Genomic DNA, 790 nt, shown 5'->3' with positions numbered 1-790 from the left:
GGTTCTGTTGCAAAGTTGAATTTATAGTATAATTTTAACAAAAAGGAGTCTTCTGTATGAACTATTTCAGATATAAACAATTTAACAAGGATGTTATCACTGTAGCCGTTGGCTACTATCTAAGATATGCATTGAGTTATCGTGATATATCTGAAATATTAAGGGAACGTGGTGTAAACGTTCATCATTCAACGGTCTACCGTTGGGTTCAAGAATATGCCCCAATTTTGTATCAAATTTGGAAGAAAAAGCATAAAAAAGCTTATTACAAATGGCGTATTGATGAGACGTACATCAAAATAAAAGGAAAATGGAGCTATTTATATCGTGCCATTGATGCAGAGGGACATACATTAGATATTTGGTTGCGTAAGCAACGAGATAATCATTCAGCATATGCGTTTATCAAACGTCTCATTAAACAATTTGGTAAACCTCAAAAGGTAATTACAGATCAGGCACCTTCAACGAAGGTAGCAATGGCTAAAGTAATTAAAGCTTTTAAACTTAAACCTGACTGTCATTGTACATCGAAATATCTGAATAACCTCATTGAGCAAGATCACCGTCATATTAAAGTAAGAAAGACAAGGTATCAAAGTATCAATACAGCAAAGAATACTTTAAAAGGTATTGAATGTATTTACGCTCTATATAAAAAGAACCGCAGGTCTCTTCAGATCTACGGATTTTCGCCATGCCACGAAATTAGCATCATGCTAGCAAGTTAAGCGAACACTGACATGATAAATTAGTGGTTAGCTATATTTTTTTACTTTGCAACAGAACC

1 protein-coding gene is annotated in these 790 nt (G+C 34.1%); it reads left to right on the top strand.

Annotation, left to right across the window (positions count from 1 at the left end; genetic code table 11):
- Positions 1-56: 56 nt before the first annotated feature.
- A complete protein-coding gene (locus LQ682_RS13995; RefSeq protein WP_001105987.1) occupies positions 57-731 on the top strand; it encodes an IS6-like element IS257 family transposase in 675 nt (224 codons plus the stop codon).
- Positions 732-790 lie beyond the last annotated feature (59 nt).

Origin of the sequence: Mammaliicoccus sp. A-M4, assembly GCF_022386955.1 — a bacterium.
Lineage (GTDB): Bacteria > Bacillota > Bacilli > Staphylococcales > Staphylococcaceae > Mammaliicoccus > Mammaliicoccus lentus.
This window is presented reverse-complemented; position numbering and strand designations above follow the sequence as displayed.